The organism is Actinocorallia populi (assembly GCF_002995495.1).
Taxonomy (GTDB): Bacteria; Actinomycetota; Actinomycetes; order Streptosporangiales; family Streptosporangiaceae; genus Actinocorallia; species Actinocorallia populi.
Genome location: NZ_PVZV01000012.1, coordinates 74,505 through 96,299, shown reverse-complemented (window position 1 = coordinate 96,299; position 21,795 = coordinate 74,505). Strand labels below are relative to the sequence as shown.

Annotated in this window: 25 protein-coding genes; 19 read left to right on the top strand and 6 right to left on the bottom strand. The window is 70.1% G+C overall.

The annotated features are described in order from the left end of the window. The first annotated feature begins 301 nt into the window (after nt 1–301). From C2865_RS36150 to C2865_RS36095, 13 genes are all read left to right on the top strand, one after another. The gene (locus C2865_RS36150) at nt 302–1,129 is read left to right on the top strand and encodes a PaaI family thioesterase (RefSeq protein WP_198653847.1); all 828 of its coding nucleotides are present in this window, start codon (nt 302–304) and stop codon (nt 1,127–1,129) included. Between the two features lie 424 nt (nt 1,130–1,553). After that, nucleotides 1,554–2,237: a hypothetical protein gene (locus C2865_RS36145; RefSeq protein ID WP_106403162.1), complete on the top strand. Its 684-nt coding sequence runs from the start codon at nt 1,554–1,556 to the stop codon at nt 2,235–2,237. A gap of 195 nt (nt 2,238–2,432) precedes the next feature. Further along, nucleotides 2,433–2,912 carry a MarR family winged helix-turn-helix transcriptional regulator gene (locus C2865_RS36140; RefSeq protein WP_232836002.1) on the top strand — a complete coding sequence of 160 codons (480 nt, stop codon included), beginning with the start codon at nt 2,433–2,435 and terminating at the stop codon, nt 2,910–2,912. A gap of 76 nt (nt 2,913–2,988) precedes the next feature. Continuing rightward, nucleotides 2,989–3,306, top strand: a complete 318-nt coding sequence (locus tag C2865_RS36135; protein ID WP_106403161.1) for a DMT family transporter — start codon at nt 2,989–2,991, stop codon at nt 3,304–3,306. A 35-nt stretch (nt 3,307–3,341) separates the two neighbouring features. Continuing rightward, nucleotides 3,342–3,746: a DMT family transporter gene (locus C2865_RS36130; protein ID WP_106403160.1), complete on the top strand. Its 405-nt coding sequence runs from the start codon at nt 3,342–3,344 to the stop codon at nt 3,744–3,746. Between the two features lie 324 nt (nt 3,747–4,070). Next, on the top strand, nt 4,071–4,811 hold the full coding sequence (locus C2865_RS36125) for an ATP-binding cassette domain-containing protein (RefSeq protein WP_106403159.1): 741 nt from the start codon (nt 4,071–4,073) through the stop codon (nt 4,809–4,811). A gap of 363 nt (nt 4,812–5,174) precedes the next feature. Next, nucleotides 5,175–5,966 carry an ArsR/SmtB family transcription factor gene (locus C2865_RS36120; RefSeq protein WP_106403389.1) on the top strand — a complete coding sequence of 264 codons (792 nt, stop codon included), beginning with the start codon at nt 5,175–5,177 and terminating at the stop codon, nt 5,964–5,966. 403 nt (nt 5,967–6,369) lie between these two features. Beyond that, nucleotides 6,370–6,828 carry a hypothetical protein gene (locus tag C2865_RS36115; RefSeq protein WP_157964056.1) on the top strand — a complete coding sequence of 153 codons (459 nt, stop codon included), beginning with the start codon at nt 6,370–6,372 and terminating at the stop codon, nt 6,826–6,828. A 470-nt stretch (nt 6,829–7,298) separates the two neighbouring features. Next, a complete protein-coding gene (locus C2865_RS36110) occupies nt 7,299–8,189 on the top strand; it encodes a bile acid:sodium symporter family protein (protein WP_106403157.1) in 891 nt (296 codons plus the stop codon). A gap of 160 nt (nt 8,190–8,349) precedes the next feature. After that, nucleotides 8,350–8,502 carry a hypothetical protein gene (locus C2865_RS39790; RefSeq protein WP_157964055.1) on the top strand — a complete coding sequence of 51 codons (153 nt, stop codon included), beginning with the start codon at nt 8,350–8,352 and terminating at the stop codon, nt 8,500–8,502. A 90-nt stretch (nt 8,503–8,592) separates the two neighbouring features. After that, the gene (locus C2865_RS41765) at nt 8,593–9,087 is read left to right on the top strand and encodes an HflX-like GTP-binding protein (RefSeq protein ID WP_332873411.1); all 495 of its coding nucleotides are present in this window, start codon (nt 8,593–8,595) and stop codon (nt 9,085–9,087) included. Between the two features lie 58 nt (nt 9,088–9,145). After that, nucleotides 9,146–9,577, top strand: coding sequence for a hypothetical protein (locus C2865_RS36100; RefSeq protein ID WP_106403155.1), 432 nt, complete (start codon nt 9,146–9,148; stop codon nt 9,575–9,577). Beyond that, on the top strand, nt 9,574–10,590 hold the full coding sequence (locus C2865_RS36095) for a hypothetical protein (RefSeq protein WP_106403154.1): 1,017 nt from the start codon (nt 9,574–9,576) through the stop codon (nt 10,588–10,590). Before C2865_RS36100 ends, C2865_RS36095 begins: the two co-directional genes overlap by 4 nt. Before the next feature lie 155 nt (nt 10,591–10,745). Here C2865_RS36095 and C2865_RS36090 read toward each other — a convergent pair whose 3' ends face one another. Next, nucleotides 10,746–11,132, bottom strand: a complete 387-nt coding sequence (locus C2865_RS36090) for a VOC family protein (RefSeq protein WP_106403153.1) — start codon at nt 11,130–11,132, stop codon at nt 10,746–10,748. A 63-nt stretch (nt 11,133–11,195) separates the two neighbouring features. Between C2865_RS36090 and C2865_RS36085 the strand changes: the two genes are divergently transcribed. Then, nucleotides 11,196–12,161, top strand: a complete 966-nt coding sequence (locus C2865_RS36085; protein ID WP_106403152.1) for a helix-turn-helix transcriptional regulator — start codon at nt 11,196–11,198, stop codon at nt 12,159–12,161. Between the two features lie 60 nt (nt 12,162–12,221). Here C2865_RS36085 and C2865_RS36080 read toward each other — a convergent pair whose 3' ends face one another. Beyond that, nucleotides 12,222–13,433, bottom strand: coding sequence for a hypothetical protein (locus C2865_RS36080; RefSeq protein ID WP_157964054.1), 1,212 nt, complete (start codon nt 13,431–13,433; stop codon nt 12,222–12,224). Between the two features lie 87 nt (nt 13,434–13,520). On the opposite strand from C2865_RS36080, the gene C2865_RS36075 reads away from it, so the two are divergent. The 3 genes from C2865_RS36075 to C2865_RS36065 are packed head-to-tail and all read left to right on the top strand — an operon-like array spanning nt 13,521 to nt 16,817. Beyond that, entirely contained in the window at nt 13,521–14,603 is a 1,083-nt protein-coding gene (locus C2865_RS36075) for a sensor histidine kinase (protein ID WP_157964053.1), read from the top strand. After that, nucleotides 14,600–15,271 (top strand): response regulator transcription factor, encoded by a 672-nt coding sequence (locus tag C2865_RS36070; RefSeq protein WP_198653846.1) that lies wholly within the window; start codon nt 14,600–14,602, stop codon nt 15,269–15,271. Before C2865_RS36075 ends, C2865_RS36070 begins: the two co-directional genes overlap by 4 nt. A gap of 37 nt (nt 15,272–15,308) precedes the next feature. Then, entirely contained in the window at nt 15,309–16,817 is a 1,509-nt protein-coding gene (locus C2865_RS36065; protein ID WP_106403149.1) for an outer membrane protein assembly factor BamB family protein, read from the top strand. A 157-nt stretch (nt 16,818–16,974) separates the two neighbouring features. Here C2865_RS36065 and C2865_RS36060 read toward each other — a convergent pair whose 3' ends face one another. Then, entirely contained in the window at nt 16,975–17,556 is a 582-nt protein-coding gene (locus C2865_RS36060; RefSeq protein WP_106403148.1) for a TetR/AcrR family transcriptional regulator, read from the bottom strand. Nucleotides 17,557–17,627: 71 nt separating this feature from the next. On the opposite strand from C2865_RS36060, the gene C2865_RS36055 reads away from it, so the two are divergent. Beyond that, nucleotides 17,628–18,557 carry an oxidoreductase gene (locus tag C2865_RS36055; protein ID WP_106403147.1) on the top strand — a complete coding sequence of 310 codons (930 nt, stop codon included), beginning with the start codon at nt 17,628–17,630 and terminating at the stop codon, nt 18,555–18,557. Nucleotides 18,558–18,562: 5 nt separating this feature from the next. Then, complete coding sequence (locus C2865_RS36050; RefSeq protein ID WP_232836014.1) at nt 18,563–19,495, top strand: NADP-dependent oxidoreductase; 933 nt, start codon at nt 18,563–18,565, stop codon at nt 19,493–19,495. A gap of 186 nt (nt 19,496–19,681) precedes the next feature. Here C2865_RS36050 and C2865_RS42015 read toward each other — a convergent pair whose 3' ends face one another. The 3 genes from C2865_RS42015 to C2865_RS36035 form a co-directional block, all read right to left on the bottom strand. Continuing rightward, nucleotides 19,682–19,900 (bottom strand): winged helix-turn-helix transcriptional regulator, encoded by a 219-nt coding sequence (locus tag C2865_RS42015; RefSeq protein WP_106403145.1) that lies wholly within the window; start codon nt 19,898–19,900, stop codon nt 19,682–19,684. Nucleotides 19,901–20,060: 160 nt separating this feature from the next. After that, entirely contained in the window at nt 20,061–20,459 is a 399-nt protein-coding gene (locus C2865_RS36040) for a VOC family protein (protein WP_106403144.1), read from the bottom strand. 343 nt (nt 20,460–20,802) lie between these two features. Continuing rightward, entirely contained in the window at nt 20,803–21,429 is a 627-nt protein-coding gene (locus C2865_RS36035) for a DUF6461 domain-containing protein (RefSeq protein ID WP_157964052.1), read from the bottom strand. Nucleotides 21,430–21,795 lie beyond the last annotated feature (366 nt).

Below are 21,795 nucleotides of genomic sequence, written 5' to 3'. Positions count from 1 at the left end.
CGGAATTTTCGAATCCGCCGTGCGGGACAGTCGGTCACATGGGTCCAGACCGCCTGTTACGCGTTCTCGAACCCGCTCCCCCGGTATCACCGGCAAGTCCGTGCCACCATATCCAGGGACCGCCGAATTCGATCAGACCGCCGGCGGGCTCCAGCAATCAGGTAATCCTTTTCCCTATTTCTCGGGCCATTTCTCGCAACCCACACCCGTCCTGTGCCACGGAGGAGCCCGAGGGGCGAGGCCGCCGCCTGGACCATCTGACGAGATCCCTATTCTCGATAGAGGATAATAAGGATCTCTGGTGGGCCGCCGTAGCGGGCGCCCCGGAGGACGCGAGAAGGACGGCACCATGATCGACTCGGTCACCGGCGGGAACCGCCACAACATCCTGCAGGAGCTGGGATTCTCCGTACGCCTCGCAGCCGGGCGGATCCACGGCGACGGCCGGATCACACCCCACATGCACGTCCCGGGGACCGGCCGGCTGCGCACCTCGATCCTCGCGGCGTGGGCCGACCACCTCGCCGGACGCCTCGCCGTCGAGGTCATGACCCCCCGCGTCCCGGTCACCCTCGACCTCGACGTCCACCTCTACCGGCCGGCGCCCGGCACCGGAACCGTCCACGGCACCGGCCGCACCATCAAGGCCGGCCGGTCGGTCTACATCGCCGGCATCGACTTCACCACCGGCGACGGACGCCCCGTCGCCACCGCCACCGGAGCGTTCATGTCCGCCCCCGACCCCTCCGTCGTGATGCCCGACCTCACCGCTCCCCCGAGCCCGGCACCAGAACGCCTCCTGTCCGTCCCCTTCGCCGAGCGGGCCGGCTGCCGTCGCCGTGAACCCGGCACCGCCGTCCTGCCGCGATCCGACGAGGGACTCAACGCCGCCGGCACCATGAGCGGCGGCCTCACCGCCCTCGTCGCGGAAGAGGCCGTCCTCGCGCACGCGCCCGGCCAGACCCTGTCCTCACTCGCACTGCGCTACCTCCACGCCATCCGCACCGGCCCCGCCCTCGCCACGGCCTCCCTCCACCACGGACTCGCCACCGCCCGGATCCACGACACCGGCAACAACGACAGGCTCGCCATCACCGCCACCGCCCGCACCTTCCCCCACGCCCCTTGACAGGACCCCGCCAAGGGCAGCCGATACACAGCGACCCGCGTCGGCCGGCTCATTCGCCGATCGACCGTCTTGGAACATCAGTGAAGGAGCGCCGTGCCGTGAGCCTGACGGCATGGCTGCTGCGTGAACGTTGTCGGCGTACACCTCCCGTGACGGAGGCGAGTGCGCGTAGACGTGCCCGCGACCGGAGAACCGAGGCGACTTCGCCACCATGCGGGCAAGCGTCGACGGCTGTCCGCAGGTTCCTCGGCCCCGGAGTGGTGCGCTGGGTTCGCCGGGACCGGTGGGCGGTCGGGGGCTGCGGGCACTGGCTCGTGTGAGTTCGCCGACGCGGCCGACGTCCTCCTGTCCGGGTCACAGCTCAGGATCGCCCGGGTGGGACGGGACGCGGATCCCGTCCGGCGGGGACGGGAGGGAGTGGACCATGGACCGGGTCACCACGGGAGGGAACCCGATGCCGTTCGTCACTGTGATGCTCTTCGGGCTGGTCTCGCTGCCCCTGTTCGCCGTCGCCGGGTATCTGGTGCGGATTCTGCTGAATGCCCGGCCATGGAAAGAGTCGGAATGCCGTGACGCGGTCTCCGCGCCGGGACGTCTGCGGATCACCGGGCGGGCGGCGGCGGGGCCGGAGGGCCTGCTCGTGTCGCCGCTGAGCGGGACGGAGTGCGTCTGGTGGGCGGTGGAGACGGTCATCGAACACGAAACCGGCAAGGAGGAGCGGGGCAACGGCACGGTCTCGCGCGGGGAGCTGGAGGCGTCCGGCGTCCCGTTCCTCGTCGAGGACCGCAGCGGCACGGTCGGCCTGCCCGGCTCGGTGTCCTGGGTGGCGGGCGCGGAGCCTGCGGAGGAGCGTCGCGAGCCCCATCCCGCACGGCCCGGCCGCACCCTGCTGCGCCGTGAACACGTGCTGCGGGCCGGAACCTATGTGACGGTCCGGGGCACCGTCGCGCCGGACCGCGAAGGCCGCGCCGCCTTCTCCGCCACCGCCCTTGACGTCGCGGAGCACTCCGCGGCCCCTCCCCTCTTCCGAATCGCCCGTTACGCCGCGCTCCTCGCCTTCCTCGGCGCCGCGCCCATCTTCTTCGGCATCTGGGCGGACCTCAGCTGACTCCGGGAGGAGGCGGGCTGCGGTTCCTTCGGGGCGTTCGGCACCGGCGCGGGTCGCCGCTGAGGTCGTCGTGTCATGGGCGACGCAGGCCGAGCGCTTCCGGCGACGCCGCCCATGGCCTACCTGGCCGAGGAGCGTCGTGGTTCCGTGCGGCCGACTTGACAGGCGGGCTCCCCGTGGTGGTAATTTATCTGCATGCACATGCAGACATCTGGTTCGGGAGCCTCGCTCGGTGACGGCGCCGGCGCCGCGTGGTCGAAGGTCGCGGCCTTCGCCTCCGCGGTGGACTCCGGTCTCGACAAGTGGCTGGCCGATGCCCACCGGGTCGGGTTGACGGAGTTCCGCGCCCTGGTCTTCGTGAGCCAGGCGCCGGACAAGGAACTGCGGGTGAACGACCTCGCGCAGCGGGTCGGACTGAACCAGAGCTCGGCGACGCGCCTGGTGAGCCGCCTGGAGGCGAAGGGCCTCGCGTACCGGGACGTGTGCCCGGACGACGGCCGCGGCGTCTACGCGGTCATCACCGAGGCGGGGGAAGCCCTGCTCGGCGAGGCGCGCGAACCCTACGAGGCGCGGGTGCGGGAACTCCTGGGCAAGGCGTCCGCGCACTTCCCCCAGTTCGACGCCCGTCAGCTCGGTCGCGCACTGAACGAGATCGGCTCCATCGTCGCCCCCTGACGTCCATCGCGCCGCGATGGGCGCCGCGCCTCGCCCAAATACATGCATGTACAGACATCTATAGAGAGGATTCATCATGAGCTGGTTCTACCTGGCCGTCGCCGTCGTCTTCGAGGTCACCGTCGGCATCGCCGCGGGCAAGGCGCAGGGCTTCACCCGTCTCTGGTGGACGATCGGCACCCTGGTCAGCGGGGCGATCGCCACCTTCTTCCTCAGCCTCGCCCTGCTCACCTTCGACGTCGGCGTCGGCTACGCCCTGTGGACCTCGCTCGCCGGCGTCGGGATCGCCGTCGTCGGAGCGCTCTTCCTCGCCCAGCGCCTGACCTGGCAGAAGTTCCTCGGCATCGCCATCGTCATCGCCGGAGTCGTCGGCCTCAACCTCGCCGGCGCCTGACCTCCTCGCTCCTCCCCCTGAAAGGACGCACCACCATGACCGCGACGACCACCACCACGGCGACCACCCGGCCGGCGCAGACGAAGAAGGCGGGGCCGTGGCTGGCGCTGCTGGCCGCAGGAGGATTCGAGGTCGGCTACGCCCTCAGCGTCAACGGCAGCCAGGGGTTCACCGACCCCGCCTGGTCGGCCGTCGCCATCGTCTTCTTCCTGTTCACCCTGTTCTTCCTCAGCGTCGCGCTGAAGCGGATCGACGTCAGCATCGGCTACGCCGTCTGGGCCGGGATCGGAGCCGTCGGCGCCGCCCTGCTCGGCCCGGTCTTCTTCGACGAGACCCTGACCCCCGCCAAGGGCTTCTGGCTGGCGGTGATCATCGGCGGGGTCGTCTGGCTCAAGCTCGCCGACAGCCCCAAGATCTCCCGGACCCGGCCGGCGAACTGACCCGAGTGGCCCCCGATCCGGTCCGCCGGCCTCGTCCTTCGTCTCAGAAGGGCGAGGCCGGCTTGTTCTGGAGGCATCCCTGCACAGGCCCCCATCTGAGGCGTTCCAGCCGGCGTCCAGGAACCAGGAGGCGGACGGTTCGGTGACGGTAGGACACCGCGCGGCTTCCGTCGGCCGGTGAATCCCGCAGGCGTGTCCGTAGCATCCGCGTTCCTGTTCGTCGTTATGCGGTGCCTGCAAAGCGGCCAGGATGAAAGAATTCGGCGGCCAGAGCCGCATCCGCAGGCCCGGCCGTTTCACGCTCCCTCCAGAACGGGCCTCCTGATGTCTGCCGAGCTGTGTGAACTGACCGTCCACATCGACACGGACCGCTGGAACGAAACGGTTCTGGACGCGGTCGATCTCGTCGTACCGGACGGGAAGATCACCGCTCTGCTCGGCGAGTCCGGATGCGGCAAGTCCATGGCCGCCGCAGCGCTCACCGGTTCGCTCCCCGACTCCGCCCACAGCATGGGAGAGGTGCGCATCGACGGCGAGCCCGTGCGTGGGCGACGCGAGTGGCGACGCCTTCGCGGCGGAACCGTCGGGCTGCTGCCCCAGGCCGGTGTCACGGCCTTCCGCGCCGAGGACACCGTGGGCGCGCAGTTGCGCGCCCTGGAAGACCGGTACGGGCGATGGAGCTTCGACCGCGCCTGCACGGCCGCCCGGTACCCGGCCGAGTTGGCCGGTCTCCATCCGGATCAGCATTCGGGCGGCCAGATCCAGCGCGCCGCGCTCGCCGCCTCGCTCCTGCCCGAACCCCGCGTCCTCATCGCGGACGAACCGACGGCCTCCCTTGACACCTGGACCGCCTACGGCGTGTGGACCGCCCTCCGCCGGTACGCCGACGCCGGAGCCGCGGTCCTGGTGATCACCCACGACGTGCCGATGCTCACCTCCGCCGAGATCGCCGACCACGTCGTGCTCATGCGCGGCGGAAAGGTCGTCGCCACGGGCGGCCTCGCCGACCTGGCCGCCCTCGATGACCCGTATGTGCGCGGCTTCTTCCAGCCGACCGGTCACTGACCGCGCGGCAGCGGCGGTCCTTCGCCAACGACCTGCCCCGTCCGCGGCTGCGGGCGACGGCCCACAACGTCGACCAGGCCAAGGACGGCGAGGACCCTGCGGCCTGGAAGCCGTCGCCGACCGGCTACTGCGCACCCGCCACGCCCAAGCCCTCCTCGACAGCCGACCGTCCGGCGACCCTGGACAAGCTCAACGTCCACTGGTCATCGTGCGGGTGCCTTCGAGATCGACGGCGCCTGGCGCTGATGTCCGGACGGATGGCTCCCGTGATCACATCCCTTGACATGCAGCCTTTTGGCTGCCTAAATTAGGCAGCCAAAAGGCTGCGCATCTACAGACGGCAGCCCGGATGTGAAGGCGGACATGGACGAGGTGTTCAAGGCGCTGGCCGATCCGAGCCGGCGCGCGCTGCTCGACTCGCTCAACGCCCGCAACGGGCAGACGCTGCGCGAGCTGTGCGCCGGACTCGACATGGCCAGGCAGTCCGTCAGCAAGCACCTCGCGGTGCTGGAGGAGGCCGGGCTCGTCGCCACCGTGCGGCGGGGCCGGGAGAAGCTGCACTACCTCAACGCCGCACCCGTGCACGAGATCGCCCACCGCTGGATCAGCCGCTACGACCGGGCCAGGGTCCAAGCCCTGGCAGACCTGAAACTCGCCCTGGAGGAGCCCCCCATGGACGCACCGACCTTCGTCTACACCACCTACATCCGCACCACCCCCCAGAAGCTCTGGCAGGCACTGACCGACCCCGCCTTCACCCGCCGCTACTGGGCCACGGAGTTCACCACGGACTGGTCCCCCGGCTCCCCGATGACCTGGGACAACCACGGCGTGCTGATCGACGACCCGCAGCAGGTCGTGCTGGAGGCCGAGCCCTACAGCCGGCTCTCCTACACCTGGCACGCCATCACCCCGGAGCTCGCCAAGCGCTTCGGCTGGGACGAGGAACTGCTCACCCGGCTGTCCGGCGAAGCCCGCTCGAAGGTCACCTTCACGATCGAGGAGACCGCGCAGGTCGTGAAACTCACCGTCGTACACGACGGCTTCGAGCCCGGATCGAGCCTGGCCGAAATGGTCAGCCACGGCTGGCCGAACGTGATAGCGAGCCTCAAGACGCTGCTGGAGACCGGCGAACCCCTGCCGGACGACGCGTGACCTCCCCGATCAGGTCCCGTGCCGGGGCACGCCGGATGCGCGGGAAGAGCAAAGCCCCAGCCTGACGGTATGACGGTCCGATGGCGGCGGTCCGTCTGCCCATGACCGTCGATGAGCAGGCATCGCGCGGTCGGAGGGATTGCTCTGGACGATGTCCGCCGTCAAGAGGGTGCAGCGGGACGCTCACGCCAGGGTGAACGCGTTTTGGAAGGGAGCCTGCCGCCGCCGGGCGGCGAGCCGGGCCAGGGTCTCCTGGTGGGAGGACCTGCCGGAACACGGCGGATTCGGGCCGCCACCCGGACTGAGCTGCGGATCGACCGGTCCGCCGACCGAGTGCGCAAGAACGCGACCTCTCCGCGGAAATTCGCTGGCGTGCCTCTTTCCCCCTGTTTAAGGTGCACGCATGCGGATCCGCTTTGTTCGGCCGGACGTCGACTTGTGCGAAATCGTCGTGACCGGCCGCAAAGGTCCCGATGTGCGCCTGCCAGCGGCTCCCGTCCGCGGTGGTCTGCCCCACGACCTCGTACACGCCGCCGTCGAGAAGTCGCTGCGCATCACCGACGGATTCTGGGGCGCCGTCGCCGCGGGCGCCACCTTCGACGGCTTCGAACCCCTCGAACCACGCCGCCATCGCAACTCGGGCGCCAAGGTGCTGCGCCGCCGCGGCGATCGCGTCATGGCAGGCGAACTCAAGGTCAACTACGTCTACCGCCTCTGGCGGGGGCTCCCCCTCACCGGCACCGGCCCAAGCCCGCTTTCTCCCGAGGACATCCTCACCGCGAGCGCCGCCATCGACGCTGCCGAGGCCCGCTGGCGGAACACCCCGAAAGGTTCCGCCCTGGAGTGGACCTGGCATCTGTGACGGGCGGTATCGCACCCCACGATCAGCCTGACGAAGAGATCCGCCCGTTCCGGCGATGATCGGTGCTCTGGCCGCCTTGGCCAGGGCTTCGGGCAGAACGTCCAGTCGTGGGGTGGTCCGGGGGATGTCTCCGTGCCGTCCGCTGAACTCCGCCCGGGAACAGGACTCGGCGCTCCCCCGACCATGCCGCCCGGCCGTCACCCGTGGAGAAAGCGCACCGCACCGCGATGGACAAAGCCGACTACACCACCGCGAAAACCTTGTTCACCACCGGGAACGACGGATACAACTGACCCGTCCCCGAAAACCTCCACCCCGCTCCCACCCCCGGCCGGTGGCCGACCGATACGAAGCCGACGGCCGCGACCGACGACGACCACGTGGTGCGCAGCCGAAAGCGCGACACCGATGACGACGCCCCCCGTCGAAAGACCTTCCGTCGCCGGAAGCACTCACCGTGAAGGAATACCGTGAACGACTCGGCACTGATCGCCGTCGGACTCCCGGTGGCACTGGCCATCATCATGTTCGGGCTCGGACTCTCCCTGACCCCCGGCGACTTCCGCCGCGTCGCCCGCAGCCCCAAAGCGGTCATCGTCGCCCTCACCCTGCAGGTGCTCGTGCTGCCGCTGGTGGCCTTCGGCCTCGTCCAGGCCTTCGACGTCGACCCGTTGATCGCCGTCGGCGTGATGCTCCTGGCCGCTTCACCGGGCGGCACGACGGCCAACCTCTACAGCCACCTGTTCCGCGGCGACGTCGCACTGAACGTCACACTCACCGCGATCAACTCCGTGCTCGCCGCGGTCAGCATCCCGCTGATCACCAACCTGGCGATCGACTACTTCGACGCCGATGGCACACTCGGCCTCCAGTTCGGCAAAGTCATCCAGGTCATCGCCATCGTCCTCGTGCCGGTCGCCATCGGCATGCTGGTACGCAGCCGGTCGGACGCCTTCGCCGCGCGCGCCGACCGGCCGGTCCGGATCTTCTCGATCGTGGTGCTGGTCGCGGTCTCCCTGGGCGCCATCCTCGGCGAACGAGAGAACTTCGTGGACTACGCCCGCGAGGTCGGACTCCTGGTCACCCTGTTCTGCCTGGCCAGCCTCACCCTCGGCTACACCGGAGCACGCCTGTTCCGGCTCCAGCGAGAGCAGGCGATCGCGACCTCCATGGAAGTCGGCATCCACAACACGACCGTGGCGCTGACCATCGCCCTGAGCGTCCTGGACAGCACGACGGTCGCCATCCCCGCCGCGGTGTACAGCATCGTCATGTACCTGCTCGCCACCGCCTTCGGGTTCTCCATCACCCGCATCGACAAGACCAACCGAACGGAGACGGAACCTCAGGCCGCCTCCTGAGCCGTTCCCACGCCAGACGCATCAACGTCAGCAACCTGTTCGTTGCTCGCGCAAGACCTCGGGTGGACCACCCTGCGCCCCCAGCATGCTGTGAACTTCCCCTTGATCAGGGGACATTCGACCTGGATCGATCGCCCGTCGGCCGAGAAGAAAGAGGTCCATGCCTGCTGATCGCCCGCCTGAATTCCGCGAGCGTGCCGTCGTGCTGGCCCGACCGGACGATGAACCGACCGGCAACCTGGCCAAAGAACTCGACATCCGTTCCTGCCTGCAGAACTGGATCAGGCAGACAGATCCCTCGTGCGGGCGATGAGGAAGCGGGACGGCGGCAGTGTCGGCGCCGTCCCGGTCTCCCGGTGTGAACTCCTCGGCACCCTCGAATATCGGCGTTTAGAGTGACGGAATGCGTACTGGGCGGCAGCGTGCGCCGCAGCGAAGGGCCGTACGGAATCCGCCGCCCATGCCCGGCCTTCGGGAGACCATCGAAGGTCGTGAGGTCCTGATCGCGGGTCTGTTCTCCGCCAGGCAGAAGGATCATCTCGAGTGCATGGGCGTCCTGGCAGCACAGGTCGCAGCCCTGGGCGGACGGGTCGCCGGGTGTTTCGTTCAGCGCCGGGGGATCTCCGGCGGCAAGAAAGGAAGCGCGCCCGGAGGCAAAGGCAACATGAGCCGGCCCTACTCGTCCAGGACGCTCATGAGCACAGGGAAGATCCGCGAGATCGCGCAGGAACGCGCCTCGGCCGACGCCGTGGCCGTGGTGTTCTTCAACCCGCTGACCGGCAGGCAGCGCAAGGCCCTCACCGAACTCCTCGAATGCCCGGTGTTCAGCCGCACAGACCTCCAGCCGACAGCGGCGTACGATCCGGTTTCTGGGCCGTGGACACGATGTGCCGGATGAGGGACCTTGATCACATACGTGAGGGTCCGGTCGGTGATGAGGGATCGGGGGCGTTCGGGTGACCTATCAGCTCGGCTTCTTCTGCAGGGCGGGAGAGCAGACCGGTCAGGCGGCGCTGGAACGCCTCCTCGACGAGGTGCTCAGCACCGGCGGTCCCTTGCCGGGCGAACGGCTCGGGCCGCTCGCCCAGGAGGTGGCGGCGTACCGGCTCGCGACGAAAGCGCACAGCGGACAAGAGGTGCCCGGACGGCTGGGCCTTGAGATCCGCGTCGGTGTCGCCACCATCGCCGAGTCGGTCTTGCAGGCCGACCCGGACGGTGAACGCGGGATCTGGGGTAGTGATCTCCTGGCGACGATCACGCTCAGTGGCGGCGACCCCGACTGGGCGCTGGTCCACCGGTTCTGGGCGGCGCTGGCCGAGCTGTGGTCGGCGGTCGCATGGGACGAGATGTCGGGCTTCGCGATCGCGGAAGGCGGGCCGCAGGCGTGAGCACGCTGGAGTTCGCGATCGACGTCGTCGTCCGGGGCTCGGTCCTCGGCGCCGACCACACCGGCAGCCCCGAAGACGTCACCCGGATCCTCGGCGCCACCCCCGCGGAGAACCGGGGCAGGAACCAGATGTGGCGAGATCACGGTCTGGTCGACTTCTTCTGGGAGCGCGGCCCTGGCAGGCCGGAATGGCGGGGCACCCATTTCACCGTGCAGCTGCACCGGCTGAGCTCAGCCGGAGCCGGCATCGCGGCCGGTCCGATCAGGGAGAGTTACGGCTCCCTGCAGGCCTCGCTCCGCTTCGCCGATCTGCAGGCCGCGTTGGCGGACCTGGGCGTCGACCTGGTCGAGCTTCCGAGCAGGAACGAGGGATACCGGGAGTACTGGCAGCCGGACTCCACCGTCCACATCCTCGCCGCCGACGGCGAGGTCGACCGCATCGTCGCTCCCTTGCGCGCCGAAGCCGTCGCACGCATGTTCACGGACGCCCCCGTCGGCCGGCAGCGCGTCAGGCATCTGCTGCAGGCCTCCGATCAGCAGCGCCTGGCCTGGATCGACCGCCACCGGCCGAACGCCCGCGACGCGGCCAACTGGTGGTTGTGCCTGTTCCTCGATATCGAGCACATGGTCCACCGCAACGCCGATCAACGTGTCCCCGCCGCCCGCCTCTACCTGTGGGCCGTTCGTCGGTCTCACGAGGACGGCGTCTTCGAGGCCGGCGAGACGGCCATCCGGGTCGCCACCTTCGGCTTCCCTGGCTCCGCCGCAGATCTCACCGACGTGCTGCCGACCGCGGACCAGATCGTGCGCGACTGCCTCGACGCCCTCCCGATCACCCTGGACCAGGCACAGGTTCCCTGCCCCCCGCATGCCCGCGACCTCCCGGCGATGCGTGCCTCACGCCAGGCCAAGAACCTGATCAACGCGGCCGCCCGCCATCTGCCCGACCTCCACGACCCCGCCCTCGCCGAACAGCTGCGCGCCTGGATCGAAGCGAGACCCGGTCTCGTCTGAAGGCCGGAGCACGCGGCCGCGGTCCAGGCCGTCGAGAGGCGCAGTGCGGCAGTGGCGTCCAAGACGGCTTGGGCCAGGTGGGCCGGACCTGGAAAGGTGACGCCGGGTTCGTCACCCCGCAGGGGCGCGGTCGCGGGCATCGGTCGGCCGGTGGTTCAGCCCTGCGTGGAGATGCAGAACGGGTGACCTGCGGGGTCCAGCAGGACCCTCCGCTGATCGGGGTGCGGTTGGACCGGGGGCTCCACGGCGCCCAGCGCCAGCATCCGTGCCTGGGCGGCTTCCAGGTCCTCGACGCCCAGTTCGATGTGTGCCTGCTTGCCCTGGGAGGGGTCCGGCCAGGTCGGAGGCCGGTAGTCGGCCACCCGGATGAAGCCCAGCCCAGGCTCGCCCTCCCGGCCCAGCAGGACGAAGTCCTCACTGGAGTAGACGACGGGAAGCTCGAGAGCGTCGCCGTAGAAGCGGGCCAGTTCGGCGGGGTCCGGGCAGTCGAAGTCGACGGACAGCAGGCGGATGGCGGGTGCGGATGGGGATTCGGTCTTCATGGGCGAGACGCTATGACGGGACCAGGACAGTTCCGGTCCTGGTCATAGGGGACACTTCGGGATGTGATCAGCACCTCCGCCCGCCTGCTGCGACTGGTCTCGTTGTTGTCCGCACGGCCGACGTGGACCTGTCGCGAGCTGGCCGAACGGATGGCGGTCACCGACCGCACGGTCCGGCGGGACATCGCCCGGCTGCGGGAGCTCGGCTACGGCGTCGAGTCCGACCCCGGCCCGTGGGGCGGCTACCGCCTTGGCGGCGGCACCCGGGTGCCGCCGCTGATCCTCGACGACGAAGAGGTGTTCGCCGTGGCCGTCGCGCTGCGTGAGGCCGCGCTCAGCGGCGTCCTGGGCGGCGACCAGGCCGCGTTGTCGGCGCTGTTGAAACTACGGGCGGTCCTACCGCCTCGGATCGCCGACCGGCTGGGCGAGATGGACGCCGTCTTCGTGCACACCCCCAGGCCCGAGGGCCGTCAGATCATGCCCGGCATGCTGCTGGAACTGGCCTCCGTCTGCCGCCGTGCCGAGCGCATCCGCCTGGCCTACCGGGACCATGCGGGCAAGGCCACCGTCCGGGACGTCGACCCCTACCGCCTGGTGTTCACAGGTCTCCGCTGGTACTTCGTCGCCCGGGACGTGGCCCGGGACCAGTGGCGGACGTTCCGGGCCGACCGGGTGGCCCGCGTGGAGCCGACCGGGCACACGGTCGAACTCCGCGACCCGCCCGACCCGGCACTCCTGGTTTCCCGGAGCATCGCGGGCGTCGTGTACCCGCTCTACGTGACGGTCCGGCTCCCGCACCCCATGGACCAGGCGCTGCGGCTGGTCCCGCCGACGATCGGCACCCACCGCCCGGACGGCCCCGATGCCACCATCGTCGACATCGGCGGCAACGACGCCGACCAACTCGCCGACTACCTCCTCGGGCTCGGAACCACGCTGCGGGTCCTGTCACCGGACCCGGTACGGGAGGCGCTGCTGCACCGCATCCGAGATCTGTTCGAGGACAACAGGGGCGGCCGGCTCCGGTAGGAGACGTCGCGCCGGGCAATGGAGGTGGCCAGCGAACGGCACCGGCACGGCGGCGCCCCTTCAAAGAACCTCGCCGCCTGCGACGGCGGCCTCGGCGCTCCTCGATTCCTCAACGGCTCTGCGGCGTGCCCGGTAGGCGTACACCGCGGCTCCCAGCAACGGACCCCACACCGGGCACGGGAACATCAGGACGAACAGGGCGCCGTCCACCCACGAGCCCATCTGGACGGCTCCGGCCAGGACACCGGGAGCCGAGACGCACAATGCCACCGCGCCGAACGCGCCCGGCCCGACGGCCAGCATCACCGGGACGGGCCGCCCGCCCAGCCAGGGCACCCATCGCGGCGCGACCTCGCCCCAGCGGCTGATCAGGCCGAGCGTCAGCACGACGGCCAGGACCGCGCTCAGGCCGATCAGGAATCCCTGGATCCGGGTGGCCGCGTCGCCGCCGTCCGCGGCGAACAGCGTGATGTGGCCGGTCCGCGGGTCGAAGCCGCCGAGCGGCCACGGCGTCACCCACGTCAGCCGCACCAGCGCGTACGGCACGGGACAGAGGGCGGCCGCGATCGTGACGGCCCTCCCCCACCGCGGGACCGTCCTCCTGCGTTCACGCGCGAACGATCCGTACGCGAGCCACGCCCACCCGACCGCGGCGATCGCCATCGCCCACGACCAGGCGATCCGCCCGCCGTACACGCCGAACCCGGAGGCCACATTGACCAGGTAGCGGGAGACCGCGTCGGTCATGGTCAGCGACGCGATCAATCCGGCCGGAAGCAGGACCGCCAGCACGTACGCGACGGGCCGCCGCCGTACGCACCCCACCGCGACCGACCCGGCGACCCCCAGCAGGACGGCGGGGATCAGCGCGTACCCGAGGGACGACAGCACGGACGCGTCGGACATCACCAGCAGGAAGAAGGCGCTCTCGGCCAAGGCGATCACGCCGGCGACCCACGACCGGACGCCGAGCGCCGCCAGCACCCCCAGCACGCCGGAGGCCACCATCAACCCCGCGCCCGGCCCGCGCTCGATCCAGTGGTTGACACCCACCGTGACCTCGGCGGCCGCGCCGTACGGGTAGCTGTCGGGGACGAACCACCACAGGGCGGCCACCGCCAGCGTCGCCACGGAGATCGTCGATGCCGTCAGACGGCACATGCTCGCTTCCCCCCGATCCCGGATCCACCGGCCGAACCTCGGGGGATCCGTCCGGTCGCCGGTACGGCGCCGGTGGTGGTGCACGGTCGTGGTGGCGGTTGCTCTGTTCATGGTCGTGAGACTCACAGCCCGGACGCGGGCGAACCTCCCCCAGGTGGGGGAAGGGACGGCCCGGCGTTCCGGGCTAGCATCGCCGACGTGAGCCGACATGTCGGACGTGCCGTACGGGCGGTCCTCTACCAGGTGCTGGGCGCGGCACTGCTGACCCCGGCCGCCGTGGTGCTCGGCCTGGCCGTCCTGAGCGAGCCGACGCCGACGCGCGTCCTGGTGCTGTGGGCGGCGTGCCTGCCCGCCTCGGTGCTGCTCGCCCTGGCGCCGCTGGTTCGGCGCATCGAGACCGCCGCGCTGGCCGAACTGCTCGACGTTCAGGTCTCCGACCGGGCCGACCGGGTCTACCTGGTGGCGCTGACGAGCCTGCACCTGTACGGCGGCGCCACGCTGGCTGCGGGCGTGCTCCTGCTGTCACCGGGGCTGGTCCGGCTGGGCGACCCGGCGCTGTGGCGCGACAGCCCCGCCGTCCAGGCCGAACCGCTGGCCGCCGCGCTCGTGCTGGCGGCCGCCATGGTCGCGGCCGGGTTCGGGCAGCGGTGGGCGGCGCGCCGCCTGCTCCGCGCCGAACCGTCCCGCATGCTGGAGGAGCTCGGCCGCCGCCAGACCCTCGCACTGGAACTGCACGACGCGGTCGGGCACGCGCTCAGCGTCGTCCTGGTGCAGGGCATGGCCGCGCAGGCCGCGCTCCAGCACCCCGCCCTCCGTCCCGAGCACGCCACGCGCTCGCTGGACCACCTGCTCGACACCGCCCGCGCCGCCCAGGAGGACCTCGACGTGCTGCTCGGCGTCCTCGACGACGGCGAGGCGGCACGCACGCCCACGCTCGACTCGCTCCACACCCTCACCCGCGGGCTCGACGTCCGCGTGAACGCCGGCCCTCTCGACCGCGTCCCCTCGGCCACCTCCCGCACCGCCTACGCCATCGCCCGCGAGGCGCTCACCAACGCCCTGCGCCACGGGTCCGGCCCCGTCACGCTCGACGTCGGCACGGACGCCTCCGGCGAGCTGGTGCTGACCGTCGAGAACGCCACCACCGGCTCCCCCGCCCCGCCGGCAGGACACCGGCGAGGCCTGACGGGCATGCGCATGCGAGCCCGCCTCGCCGGCGGAACGTGCACCGCCCGGCAGGCCGGGACGACCTGGCGCGTCGAAGCGAGGCTGCCGCTGTGATCCGCGTCGTCCTGGCCGACGACGAGCCGCTGATCCGCGAGGGATGGGGCGCCATGCTCTCCCTCCACGACGACCTCGCGGTCGTCGGCCAGGCCGCCGACGGCAGGGAGGCCGTCGAGGCCGGAGCGGGCGCCGACGTCGTGCTGATGGACGTCCGCATGCCCCGCATGGACGGCCTCGCCGCGACCGTCGAACTGACCCGCCGCTCCCCGTCCACCCGCGTCGTCGTCGTCACCACCTTCGAGAACGACCAGCTGGTGTGGGCCGCTCTGCGCGCCGGAGCCGCCGGGTACGTGCTCAAACGCGCCCCGGCCGGCGAGCTGGTGGAAGCCGTCCGGCTGGTGCACTCCCGCCGCGCGGTGCTCTTCCCCGACGCGCTGCGCCGCATCGCCTCCCCGCACCACGGCAGCGCCCGCCCGCGCCGCCCGGTCGCGCTCACGCCCCGCGAACTCGAGGTGCTGCGGCACATCACGCTCGGACAGGCCAACCCGGAGATCGCCGCGGCCCTGCACGTGTCCCGGGAGACGATCAAGACACACGTGACCAACGTCCTGGACAAACTCGGCGCCCGCGACCGCACCCACGCCGCCGTCCTGGCCTACGAACTCGGCCTGATCCTCCACGGCGTCGAACCCGACCGGCCCCGTCCCCACCAGACCGACCGCTGACCTCCGGGTCGCGCCCCCGACCGAGGAGATCCTCCACATGCCCCTGCGGATCGACAGGATCATCGGCGACCGGCCCTTCGCCGAGATCGAGCAGCCGGCGCTCGCCGTCGCCGACGAGCACCGCGGCCTGCTGGGCGTCGCCGGGACCCCCACCTGGCGCCGGCCGTTCCCGGTCGGCGTCTACAGCACCGGGGACCTGGTCTGCCGGGCCCTGCTGCGCGCGCGCCACCCGGTCCGCGCGATGGCCTTCCACCCGGTCCTTCCGCTGCTCGCGGTCGGCACCGGCCGCTACGACGGCGGCTACTTCTTCGAGGGCGAGCTGCTGCTCCTCTCCTGGGAGAGCGGTCGCGTGGTCTCCCTCATCGATGAGGGTCTGGGCCGCATGGTCCTGGGGCTGGAGTGGCTCGACGAGCACGCGTTGCGGGTGCTGACGGCGCCGCTGGACGACTGGGAGGACGAGGCGGCGCACGAGGAGGGGCACGTCGCCGTCGTCCGTCGGCCGGACTGGTCCACTGTGGACGCGTCGTCCCTCTGGGCGGAGTTGGAGGGCCCGCGGGTACCCGCGCCGCGCTCCGACGGCACCGCGGCCGCCCGTGCCGTGCTCACGCAAGCGAGCTCCCTGTGGGAGCCGCGACGCACCGTGCGCGCGGTCGAGCGGTTGCACGATGGCCGGATCCTCGCGGCGCTGGACGGGGTGGCGTTGGAGTCGTGGCGCGCCTCCGGCGAGCGGGAGTGGTCGGCGCCCGGTACCGAGGGCGGGGGGCGCGAGATCGTCGTCGAGGAGGACCGGGAGACGGCCTGGGTCTCACTGGTCTCCAGCGACTGGGAAGGGTCCAAGGCGGTGGCCGGGTTCTCCCTCACCGACGGCTCCCTCCTCGACCAGGTCGTGCCGTCCGTCCCCGTCTCGCTCGTACGCTGCGCGAACGGCCGTCCCGCCCTGGCGCCCAGCGGCGGGCACCGCCCCAGGTCCGCCTTGCCGATCCGCAACGGCAGCCGCGTGTACTTCCGCACCTTCGACCATCCGGCGCGGATGAGCGCCGTCCCGCCCGCCGGCGGCGAGGAACCGTGGATCGAGGCCGCGCCCATGCCCGAGCCCGGCGCACGGCGGCCCGCCGAGCCTGCGGCCACCGCCGTGCGCCGGCTCTTCCCCCACTCCTGGACGCCAGGCGAAATACACTTCGGCGGTCCCGGCGTGGAGACGCGCGAAGGCGACCTGGTGCACACCGGCACCGTCCACCACGGGCACGGTCTCCAGCCGGGCGGCTCGTTCGTGGTCCGCCGGTCGGCGCAGACCGGGACACCCCTGTGGGCCTTTCGCACCGACCGCCCCGCCACCGCGATGGACGCGGACGCCGACCGCGTCTACATCGGCTACGACGACGGGGAGATCGTCGTCCTCGACCTGCGCGACGGCTCGGTCCGCCACCGCGCGCCCCTGACCGTCGGCGCGGTGATCGCCGTTCCCACGGCCCTCACCGTCACCGCCCCCGCGCAGCTGCTCGTAGGCACGAGCGACGGACGCATCCTGGACTGCTCACTGCACTGACCCTCGGCCAGGCGGCTCCCCGAGAACCTGACGACCTCCCGGCGACGAGCGCCGTACCGGGAGCAGGAGATGCATTCGTCAGCCGGGGAAGCCTTCTTCGGAAATCAGTGCAGCGGACTTGCGGGCCGCCATGGCGGCGCCGGCTCGTCGCGATGGATCACGGTCCGTGCGGGAACCGCGCAACGGCGTCATCGAGCAGGGCATCGAGTCGCCCGGCCGGGACGACGCCGCAGTTGACGAGACCGGCGAGGCCCTGGAGCGTGGCGAGGAAGATCAGCCCGATCCGCTCGGGGTCGTCGTGCGCGAGCATTCCCTCGGCCTGGCCTCGGCGGAACATCTGCAGCATCGGCGTGAACGCCGCCACGGCGCTCTCGCCCACGGCACGCCCGCCCGCACCGCGTTTGTGGGCGAACATCAGCTCGACCAGGTTCGCCTCGGAGATCGTGAACTCGAGGTAGGCACGGGCGACCGAGCGGATCTGCTTCCGGTAGTCGGGCGACGCCTCGACGGCTTCCCGCAACCGGGCGCCGAGCCGGGCGAAGCCCTCGACGGCCACGGCGTCGAGAAGGTCCTGACGGCCCGGGAAGTACCGGCGCGGCGCGGCGTGAGTGACACCGATGGTGGCGGCCAGCTCGCGCAATGACAGCTCGGAGGCGCCCCTGTCGCGAACCACCGTCGCGGCTTCGTCCAGCACGGCCTGACGCAGGTTGCCGTGATGGTAGGGGCGGTCAGGCGACATGCGCGCAGTCTACCAACGCCGGCAGCAATGTATCCATTGACTAGTTTGTTTCCACTGGATACATTGGCGCCATGCTCACACTCGCCTCGCCTTCGCAGATACCGGATCAGACCGGCCGCACCATCGTCATCACCGGCGCCAACAGCGGGATCGGCCGCGCCGCGGCAGCCGCGCTGGCCGCCAAGGGGGCGCGGGTCGTCCTCGCCGCCAGGGATCAGGAGAAGGGCCGCGCGGCGGCAGCGGCGATGAACGGCGAGGTCGAGGTCCGGCCGCTGGACCTCGCTTCACTGGCTTCGATCCGGGACTTCGCCGCCGCCATGAACGGAGCGGTGGACGTCCTCATCAACAACGCCGGCACGATGACCGACTCGCTGCAGCACACCGCAGACGGCTTCGAGATCCAGTTCGGGGTCAACCACCTCGGGCACTTCGCGCTGACGAACCTGCTGCTGGACCGGGTCACGAGCCGGGTCGTGACCGTCTCATCGACCACGCACCGCTCTGCGCGAATCGACTTCGACGACCTGCAGTGGGAAAAGCGGGCGTACAAGGCGTTCGGCGCCTATGGGCAGTCCAAGCTGGCGAACCTGCTGTTCACCGCTGAGCTGCAGCGCCGCCTGACCGCTGCCGGCTCGCCGGTGATCGCCACCTCCGCCCATCCCGGCTGGGCGTCCACCGGCTTCCGGATCACGAGCGGCAACCGGATCATCGACGCCCTGGCAGCGATCAGCACGCCCCTGCTCGCCCACGGCCCCGACGGCGGCGCGCTTCCCACCCTGCTGGCGGCGGTCGGCGACGTCCCCGGCGGCGCCTTCGCCGGCCCAAGCCGCTTCGGCGGAGTCCGCGGGCCTGCCGCGGTGGGTCAGCCGTCCGCCGAAGCGATGAACCCCGACACGGCCACGCGGCTCTGGGAGATCTCCGAGCGCCTCACCGAAACCCGCTTCCCGCTCGCTCCCGGGTCGGTGAGCCCTGATCCGGCAACCGGCGTCTCAGGGGTGTGACGACGATGCAGCGCATCCAATACCACCGGTACGGGGGGCCCGAAGTGTTGCGGCTGGAAGACTTCGAGCCGCGTCGGCCGGAGATGCGCGAGGTGCTCGTCCGTGTCCATGCCGCCTCGGCCAACCCGATGGACTGGAAGGTCCGCGACGGAATGCTGCAGGCGGTGACCGGCCGAACGTTTCCTCGCGGATTCGGCACGGACTTCGCGGGCGTGGTCGAAGCGGTCGGAGCGGAGGTCACCCGGCTGCGAGTCGGGGACGAGGTGCTGGGCGGCACGAGTCCCCAAGGGGCCGGGTCCTTCGCCGAGGCGGTCGTCACCGAGGAGAAAGGGGTGGTGAAGAAGCCCTCGTCCCTCTCGTTCGAGGAGGCCGCCGCGATCCCCACCGTCGGCATCACCGCCTTCCAGGCGATAGTCGGCGAAAGCAACGTGCAACCGGGCCAGACCGTCTTCATCCACGGCTGTCTCGGCGGTGTCGGGCGTGCCGCGACCCAATTCGCACTGTCACGGGGAGCGTCGGTCGGCGGTAGTTGCCGTCCCACCGACATCGAGGAGGCCCGCACATGGGGAATCGACCCGATCGTGGATTTCCCTTTCGACCCCGAGCGCCTGGCAGGACGATTCGACCTCGTCCTCGACACCGCGGGCACGCTCTCGGCGGAAGCGGCGGGAACCCTCGTGAAACGCAAGGGCCACATCATCGATATCAACCCCGACCCGGCGAAGTTCGCCCGGAGCGCGATGCCGGGCCCGTACCGGGTGATGATCGCCCAGGCCGTCACCGCCGACCTCGAAGCGGTCGCAAAGGCAGCCGGACAAAGGACGCTCCAGGTGCCGATAGCCCGCACGATTCCCCTGTCAGAAGCGATCCCGGCACTCACAGAGCTCGAAGTCGACCACTTCCCCAGAGGCGGCAAGCTCATCGCCGTCTCCCACTGAGCAAGCCGGTCGCGAGCAGGGCCGGACACCGGACATGGGTGGCCGGATACAACGACCGGCGAAAGTGGGGCCGGTGGCCGGAGAAGGGCGGCGGCTATCGCATCCGTGATCCCGTCAAGATAAGAGAAGCAACCACCGCTCTAGCACTGCAACGACAGGTTGCGATCATTGCCTGTCGTTGCAGTGCTAGGCATCTCTCGCCTCGGCCGCCTCATGGAAGGAGACGATCGCCTCGCCGTTGGCTCTCGCCCATTCGGTCAGCCTTGCGATGAACTCCTCAAGGGTGCGTCCGAGCTCGGTCAAGCCGTATTCCACGCGGGGTGGCGCTTCGGCGTACGCGCGCCGCTCGACGAGCCCGTTGTGAGGTTTCCCCGTAGCACGGCCACCTACGGTGAGATGGGTCAACCGACGTCACATGGTGCGTACGCGCCGTCGCCGTCTCTCATCGAGGCCATCTCCTCGCAGGCTCCCCGACCGGTGGTAGCGGTCCTCGGGATCGCAGCGAGGCAGCGGTCGCGGAGCTCTGCAGCACCTGCCATGAGCGGCACCGCGTCCACGACAGGGATCAGACGTCGGCCTCGAGGGCGAAGGTGTTACCGTCCGGGTCCTGGAACCACGCGATACGTCCACCGCCGGCGCGAGCAGTGATCCCCTTGGCATCGTGTTCGAACTGGTCGTAGCGGGTGAACTCGACGCCGGACGAGGTGAGCTCGTCAACGATCCGGTCGATGTCGTCGACGTACCACGTCGCCAATGTCGCCTGGGTCTTCCCGGCGGTGGCCGACTGGTACACGTTCAGTGCCGGTCCGCCGCCGGAACCATAGACGCGGCTACCGTCGGCGATGTGGGCGCTGGGACCGGACTCCAGCACCGGTAGGCCCAGTTTGCCTTCGTAGAAGGCGATCGCCTTCTGTATGTCGGACACGGCGATCGAAGTCCTGAGTTGATACGCGCTCAAGGGCATGAAGCCACTCTCTCACAGAGAGTGATGGAGAGGCCCTCGGTGACCTCTTCGAAGACGCCAGGAAGTCCGTGGGACCATCCGGACTCGAACATGAGCGGATGCGCGAGGCCCTGTAGCGGCCGCGCTTCGGGGCCGCGAGTTGTCCATGGATTTCGCCAACGACCTGGCCCGCCCGCAGCTGTGGTCGGTGACCAACTTTTCCTACCACCCCTGAGCGTATGCCACGTCTTTGAAACGGGCTGCGAACGACCTTTCACCATATGAGGTTCCCCCGCGCTGCGGGGGAACCTCGAAGCCGAGAGCCTTGCGCTAAGGCTCTGCCCCTGACGGACACAAATGGGAATCAGGGGTCAGGGATCTCCACACAACCCGGCCAATAGGTCGACGTGCGCAACAGCGCCTCGGTGATCCGAACCCCGGTGAGCCGCTCGGCCAGAGCAAACGCTGCAGCCGTATGACCCTCATGGCCAGGCTGATCGCTGAGGTTGAATCCCGCTCCGCGCATCTCTTCGACCAACGCATCGGGATCGCTTCCCACGCGGTCGGTGGGGAACAGCGGTTCAAAATGAGTTCGCAGCTCTCCGTCTTCATACCAGCGGAAGAGGTCCACGGCGTTGACGTTGCGGCCATGGGTGATCACCCTGCAGCCGGCCGACAGCGGCACCATCAGCTCGTCGAAAACACCGATGCAGCTATCGGTCGCCAAGCCCATCGCCCAGGCCCCGCCCATGCCCTCAACAGCAGCGACGCCGACCAGTAGCTCATCGTAGTATCTGCCGGAATCGAAAAATGCCTCTTCCCAGTCCCGGAGGCCTTGAATACCGTCAGCCCGGTCCTGCAGCTCGGACCCGATCCGAGCCAGGAACTCCTGCGGCGAGATCCCCTCAGCCAAGGTCAGGTAATACCCCTCGGCAAGACCGAGTGAGCTATGCCGGATCCACGCATAGTCGTCACGCGTTGCAACACTCATCCACCGCATACTTCCAGAGAGCACCGACATTCCAGGCCACGTCACACACGCGTCCTCGACGTCATAGCCCAGCCCACAAACCTCTTCGATCAATAGCGTTCGGTAAACCGGCAACGTCAACCAGGCCAAGGGCGACAAGGGCTTCGCTGCCTGGAAGCCATAGTGGAGCCGTTGCCGGCGAAGGCCGATGGGCGTGGGGGCCGTGACGGGATCGTCGGCAGGTGGTGAACGGGTGCTCCGTGGCAGGGCGTCCCGGAGCGGTTGGGCCCTGGCGGAACAGGGGACTCTGCGGGGGACGGGGAGGCAGCCGTCATCGCACCGACGCCGAGATCGGTCCGCTGATTCCTCTGCCGGTCCCGGACGGGC